The 6567-nt window shown below is 76.7% G+C and carries 5 protein-coding genes; 4 read left to right on the top strand and 1 reads right to left on the bottom strand.

Going from position 1 to position 6567, the window contains the following annotated elements; all coding sequences use genetic code 11:
* Nucleotides 1–205: 205 nt before the first annotated feature.
* From ACH4TG_RS14505 to ACH4TG_RS14495, 3 genes are all read left to right on the top strand, one after another.
* The gene (locus ACH4TG_RS14505) at nt 206–1351 is read left to right on the top strand and encodes a glycoside hydrolase family 3 N-terminal domain-containing protein (protein WP_398242557.1); all 1146 of its coding nucleotides are present in this window, start codon (nt 206–208) and stop codon (nt 1349–1351) included.
* A gap of 108 nt (nt 1352–1459) precedes the next feature.
* On the top strand, nt 1460–3955 hold the full coding sequence (locus tag ACH4TG_RS14500; protein ID WP_398242556.1) for an FUSC family protein: 2496 nt from the start codon (nt 1460–1462) through the stop codon (nt 3953–3955).
* Nucleotides 3956–4112: 157 nt separating this feature from the next.
* A complete protein-coding gene (locus ACH4TG_RS14495) occupies nt 4113–4496 on the top strand; it encodes a cupredoxin domain-containing protein (protein ID WP_398242555.1) in 384 nt (127 codons plus the stop codon).
* Here ACH4TG_RS14495 and ACH4TG_RS14490 read toward each other — a convergent pair.
* On the bottom strand, nt 4483–5394 hold the full coding sequence (locus ACH4TG_RS14490; RefSeq protein WP_398242554.1) for a UbiA family prenyltransferase: 912 nt from the start codon (nt 5392–5394) through the stop codon (nt 4483–4485). The genes ACH4TG_RS14495 and ACH4TG_RS14490 overlap by 14 nt on opposite strands.
* A gap of 102 nt (nt 5395–5496) precedes the next feature.
* Here ACH4TG_RS14490 and ACH4TG_RS14485 point away from each other — a divergent pair, with 102 nt between their 5' ends.
* The gene (locus tag ACH4TG_RS14485; RefSeq protein WP_398242553.1) at nt 5497–6564 is read left to right on the top strand and encodes a type III polyketide synthase; all 1068 of its coding nucleotides are present in this window, start codon (nt 5497–5499) and stop codon (nt 6562–6564) included.
* The last annotated feature ends 3 nt before the right edge of the window (nt 6565–6567 follow it).

The raw sequence follows: 6567 nt of genomic DNA, 5'->3' as shown, positions 1-6567 counted from the left end.
CCCTCCGCCCGGGCGCCCGGCCCCCCGCCCCGGGGCCCCCCCCCCGGCGGGGGGGCCGGGGGGGGGGGCCCCCCCGGCGGGGGGGGGGGGGGGCGCCCCCGGCGGCCCCCCCCCCACCGCCCGCACCCTTCCCCCCGGTCGGCCCGTGCCCGGCGCCGGCCGTCCTCTTGCCCGCCACCCGCGCAGCGAACCCAGGAGGCACACCGTGCACGGCCCTGGAACCCCCACTCGCCGCACCGTACTTGCCGCCGGCACCGGACTGGCCGCGTCCGGTCTGCCCGGCCTGCCCGCAGGCCGCCGCCGTACCCGGGAGCCCCTCGGGGACGCGGCCGCAGGACCCGCGGCACTGACCCCGCAGCAGCAGGCCGGCCAGCGGGTCGTCTTCTCCTACCCCGGCACCACCGTGCCGCAGAGCCTGCTCGACCAGATCAGCTCCGGGCAGGCCGCCGGCGTCATCATCAACAGCGGCAACGTCAGCAGCCTGTCGCAGATCACCGCCGCCGTGCAGCAGATGCGCCAGGCCAACGCGAGCAGCCCCAACCCGGCGCCCCTGCTGCTGATGACCGATCAGGAAGGCGGCCAGGTACGGCGGTTGCCCGGCGCCCCCACCCAGTCGGAGAAGCAGATCGGCCAGTCCGCGAACCCGGCGTCCGCCGCCGCGTCCGCCGGAACCAGCGCGGGCAACCTGCTGCGCAGCGCCGGCATCAACATCAACCTGGCCCCCGTGCTCGACGTCTACCGCACGGCAGGGGACTTCGACGACCAGTACGGACGCTCCTACAGCACCGACCCGTCCGTGGTGTCCTCGTGCGGCCAGGCGTTCATCAGCGCCCAGCAGGCCACCGGCGTGGCCGCCACCGCCAAGCACTTCCCCGGCCTCGGCCCGGCCACCTCCTCGCAGAACACCGACCTGCGGCCGGTGACCCTCACCACCTCGCTCAGCCAGCTGCGCGGCACCGACGAGTTCCCCTACGTCGCGGCCCTGACCGCCGGCGTCGACCTGGTCATGGTGTCCTGGGCGATCTACTCCCACCTGGACTCCGCGCACCCGGCCGGGCTCTCCTCCACAGTGGTGCAGGGCGAACTGCGCGGCAGGCTCGGGTTCTCCGGGGTGACGATCACCGACGCCATCGCGGCCGGCGCGCTCAGCGGGCTGGGCACCATCGGGCAGAACGCGGTCTCCGCGGCCGCCGCCGGGATGGACGTCATCCTCGAGGCGTCCGGCAGCGTCGCCAACGGCCAGGCGGTCGTCTCCGCGCTCGCCACCGCGCTGCAGAACGGCTCGCTCGACGCGACCGCCTTCGGTTCGGCCCTCACGCGGGTGAACGCCCTGCGCAACCGCCTGTTCTGAGCGGATGCCCTCTGCGGGTGGCGGCGCCGCCCGCACGGCATACTGCGGGGCAGGGGTGACCCCGGGCCACCGGAGTGTTCGCTCCACCGACGGGAGGAGCGAACACCGATGGCCACCACCGCGCCCGTGCCGCAGCAGCATGCCGGCCACGGGCCGCGGGCCCTCGTGGCACGGCTGAGGGCCCGCGACCCGTGGCTGGCGGCCACCCGCAGGGCGGGCCGCGGCGCGATCGTGATGCCGCTGATGTTCGCGCTGTGCAGCAAGGTGATCGGCTCGCCGGAGATGGCGACCTTCGCCGCGTTCGGCGCGTTCGCGATGCTGCTGCTGGTGGAGTTCACCGGGCCGATGATCCAGCGGCTCCGCGCGCACCTCGCGCTCACCGCCGCCTGGGTCGTGCTGCTCTCGCTGGGCACGGCGGTGTCGAGGGTGACGTGGCTGGGCGTCGTCACCATGGTCGCCGTGGGCTTCGCGGTGCTCTTCAGCGGCATCGTCAGCTCCGTGCTGGCCGGCGCCACCACCGCGCTGCTGCTGGCCTTCATCCTGCCCGTGTCGCTGGCCGCCCCCATGTCGGCGCTGCCCGACCGGCTGGCCGGTGCCGGCCTCGCCGCCGCCGCGTCGATGCTCGCCATCGCCTTCCTGTGGCCGCGGCCCGCGGCCGACCCGCTGAGCGCGCCGGCCGCCCGGGTCTGCCGGGCGGTCGCCGCACGGCTGCGGGCCGACGCCGCCTTCCTCGCCGACCCCGACGCGCCCGGCCGCGCCGCCTGCGCGTCCGCCGCGCACCACGTGGAGCAGGCCGCGGCCGCGCTCCGGGGGGCCTTCGACGCCACCCCCTACCGCCCCACCGGGTTGTCCACCGGTGCCCGTGCCCTGGTCCGCATGGTCGACGAACTCACCTGGCTCACCGCCATCGTGGCGCACAGCGGGCCGCCGCCCGGCGTCACGGCAACGGGACCGGTGGGGGCGTCGTGCGCGGTGCGGCGCGCCGCCGCGGACGCCCTCGAACGGTCCGCGGACCTGCTCGGCGCGCCGCGGGCCGCCGACCTCGGCGCGCTCGAGGCCGCCCTCGGCGAACTCCGCAAGACCATGGACGCCTTGGGGGAGGAGGCCACCGCGAGCCTGCCGGTCTACCGTGCGCGGAGCGCCGAAGCGCACACCGCCGGCGGGCAGGCCGCCGAGCGGCCGGCGGAGGGCGCGGACGGGACCGGGCCGGGCACCGGCCCGAGCGAGGCGCCCGGCAACGAGGGCGGCGCCGGCCCCGGTGACGGGGACCTCGCCGGTCGCGGCGACCGACGCAACGGCGACATGCGGGAGTTCATCAGCTCCCTCGACCTGTCCTTCCGCGCCCAGGAGTTGGGCTACGCGGTTGAGCAGATCGCCGGGAACGTCCACCTGTTCGCGGCGGCCGAGCGGCGCGGCTGGGGGGACCGGCTGCTCGGCCGCGAGCCCCGCGCCCTGACCGAACCGCTCGCCTCGGCCCGCGAGCGCGCCGCGGCCCACGTCGACCGGAACTCGGTGTGGCTGCACAACAGCGTCCGCGGCGCGGTCGGTCTCGGACTGGCCGTGGCCGCCGCTGAGGTGACGAGCGTCCAGCACTCCTTCTGGGTGGTCCTCGGCGCGCTGTCGGTGCTGCGCTCCAGCGCGCTCAACACCGGGCAGAACGCGCTGCGCGGGCTGGGCGGCACGCTCGCCGGGTCGGTCATCGGGGGCGCGCTGCTGGCGCTGATGGGCCACGACACCACCGTGCTGTGGCTCCTGCTGCCGCTCGCCGTCCTCCTCGCGGGTGTCGCTCCGGCGGTGATCTCGTTCGCCGCGGGCCAGGCCGCGTTCACCGTGACCCTGGTGATCCTCTTCAACATCGGCCAGAGCCCCGGCTGGAAGGTGGGCCTGCTGCGGGTCGAGGACATCGCGCTCGGCTGCGCCGTCAGCGTGGTGGTCGGCGTCTTCTTCTGGCCGCGCGGCGCCGGGGCCGCGGTCGGCAAGGCCCTGGCCGAGGCGTACGCGGACAGCGCGGACTACCTGGCGGGCGCGGTGGACTACGCGGTCGGCTGCTGTGCGGCGGGACCGGAGCCGGCCGCCGCGCCGCTCGCCGCGGGCCGGGAGGCCGCCGCGTCGGCCCGCCGCCTCGACGACGCCTTCCGCGGCTACCTGGCCGAGCGCGGCTCCAAGCGGGCGCCGCTCGCCGAGATGACCACCCTCGTCACCGGCGTGGTCGGGCTGCGGCTCGCCGCCGACGCCATGCTCGGCATGTGGCGGCATGCGGGCGAGGCGCACGACGCACGCGAACGGGCCGCCGCCCGGGCGGAGCTGCTCTCCGGCGCCGGCCAGGTCGCGGGCTGGTACCACGACCTCGCCGCGGGGCTCGACGGCCGCGTGCCGATCCCCGCACCGCTGCCGCACGACCTGGCGGCCGACGCCCGCCTGGTCGAGGCGGTCCGCCGCGACCTGCGCGACGCCGAGGGCCAGGCCACCGCCACCGGCGTCCGCATCATCTGGACCGGCGACCACCTGGATGCCGCCCGGCGCCTGCAGGCCGTCCTCGCCCCGGCCGCCCGCGCCGCCACCGCCCGCACCGAGGCCGAGCCCGTTCCCGTACCGGCGACCTGAGCGCCGCTCCGATCCGTCCTCGGGCCGCCGTTCCTCGGCCATCGGCGTGAAGCCGCGGGGGCGGAGCGGTGGTGCCTGCGCGGTCCGGGCCGCGTCGCGCCGGACGATGTGGCCCGGCGGTGAGCGGACCCGACCGAGGGCGAACGGGGTGACCGGCATGGGGATCGTACGGCGCGGTGCGGTGAGCGGGGCGTGCCTGCTGCTGGCTCTGACGGGGTGCTCGAACTCCTCGTCCGGCGGCGGTTCCGGCAGCACCACGGGGGCGTCGCCGTCCGCCCCGGCCAACTCCCCGAACCACCTCATCATCCAGAGCTTCGCGTTCCGTCCGACGACGCTGCCGGTCGCTCCCGGCGCCGTCGTCACGGTCACCAACGCCGACCAGACCGCGCACACCGTGACCGCCAACAGTTCGGGCGCGTTCGACACCGGCACCATCGCGCCCGGGCGCACGGTGACGTTCACCGCCCCGAAGGCCACCGGGACGTACGCCTACCACTGCACCATCCACCCGTTCATGAAGGGCACCCTCACGGTGCGCTGACCAGCGAACCGCCGTGCAGCACCAGCAGCGCCACCGCGGTGGCCGCCGTCACCAGCGTGGCCAGGAACGGCAGGCGGCTGTGCGAGCCGGCGGCCGCCGGCATCGCCGTCAGCACCGCGAGCACGCCGGTCACCGCCAGCGCCGCCCAGCCCGCCGCGCCGGCCGGCCCCGGCGGGCCGAACACCAGCACCGCGCACGCCGCGACGAGCGGTACGGGTGCCAGGGCGCGGGCCCGGCGGCGGCCCAGGCGCTGCGGCAGCCCCCGCACCCCGGCCGCCAGGTCGGCGTCGATGTCCGGCAGGACGTTGGTGACGTGCGCCCCGACGCCCAGCAGCGCGCCGGCCGCGACCGACCAGGCGGGCGGCCACGGCCGGCCGGGGAAGGCGAGCGTGACGAAGGCCGGCAGCAGCCCGAAGCCCACGGCGTAGGGCAGCCAGGACAGGACGGTCCGCTTCACGCCCAGGTTGTAGCCCCACGCGGCGGCGACCCCGGCCAGGTGTGCGGCGCCCGCCGCCGTGCCGCTCGCCAGGGACAGCGGCACGCACAGCGCGAGCGCGGATCCCGCCGCGACCGCGACCGCGCGCGGGCCGACCGCCCCCGTCACCAGGGGCTTGTCCCGCCGTCCGCTCGCGAGGTCCCGTGCCGCGTCGACCCGGTCGTTGCACCAGCCCACCGACAGCTGCCCGGCCAGCACGGCACCCGCCACCAGCACGCACCCGCGCACACCGCGCCCGGACGCCGCGGCGAGCGCGGTGACCAGCGCGGTCACCGCGACGACGGGCTCGGGGTGGCAGGCGCGCAGCAGGCCCGCGACGACCGCGGGCAGCCGGCGGGCGGCCGCCGTGACCGGCAGCTCCGCCGGTCCGGCGTCCCCGGCATCCACTCCGGCACTGGGCACGGCCCGATCGTAGGGCGCGGCCGGGCGGCCGGACGGCCGCCACGACCGACGGGATGCCAGATGACCCCGCCTATCGCGGACATCACTCCCTATACTGCGCCAATGACGCGAATCGCCGCCGTGCACGGTGTGCTCCCACCGCACCGGTACGAGCAGCAGGAGATCACGGACGCGCTCGCGAGCATGGGGATGGCGCCGGCCGGGGAGCGGGGCGTCCTCGACCGGTTGTCGGGCACCGCCGGCGTCCGCACCCGCCGGCTGGCCATGCCGCTGGAGTGCTACCCCGCCCTCGGCGGCTTCGGCGACGCCAACGACCGCTTCATCGCCGCGGCCCTGGACCTCGGCGAGGAGGCGGTGCGCGGCGCCCTCGCCGAGGCGGAACTGCCCGCCGCCGACGTGGACTTCGTGGTCTCCACCTCGATCACCGGGATCGCGGCCCCGTCGATCGAGGCCCGGCTCGCCGGGCGGCTGGGACTGCGCTCCGACGTCAGACGCGTGCCGATCTTCGGCCTCGGCTGCGTGGCAGGGGCCGCGGGCATCGCGCGGCTGCACGACTACCTCGCCGGCCGGCCGGACGGCGTCGCGCTCCTGCTGTCGGTGGAGCTGTGCTCGCTGACCATGCAGCGGCAGGACGCCTCGACCGCCAACCTGGTCGCCGGCTCGCTGTTCGGCGACGGCGCGGCGGCGGTCGTGGCCGTCGGGTCCGAGCACCCGCTGGCGACCGGCCAGGGCAGCGGCCCGCACGTCGTCGCCACCCGCAGCCATCTGTACCCCGACACCGAGCACCTGCTCGGCTGGGACATCGGCGACGAGGGCTTCCGCATCGTCCTGGGCGCCGAACTCCCCGACCTGGTGCAGCGCCGGCTCGGCCCCGAAGTCCGCGCCTTCCTGGCCGACCACGACCTGAAACCGCAGGACGTCACCACCTGGATCTGCCACCCCGGCGGCCCCAAGGTGCTCGACGCCGTCCGCGACACCCTCGACCTGCCGGCCCGCGCCCTGGAACTGACCTGGCGTTCGCTCGCCGAGGTCGGCAACCTCTCCTCCGCCTCGGTGCTGCACATCCTGCGCGACACCCTTGACCTGGCCCGCCCGCTCCCCGGCTCGACCGGGCTGCTGCTCGCCATGGGCCCGGGCTTCTGCACCGAACTCGTCCTGCTCCGCTGGTAGGTA

The sequence above is a fragment of the Streptomyces sp. NPDC020917 genome (genome assembly GCF_044333795.1).
Taxonomy (GTDB): domain Bacteria; phylum Actinomycetota; class Actinomycetes; order Streptomycetales; family Streptomycetaceae; genus Actinacidiphila.
This window is presented reverse-complemented; position numbering and strand designations above follow the sequence as displayed.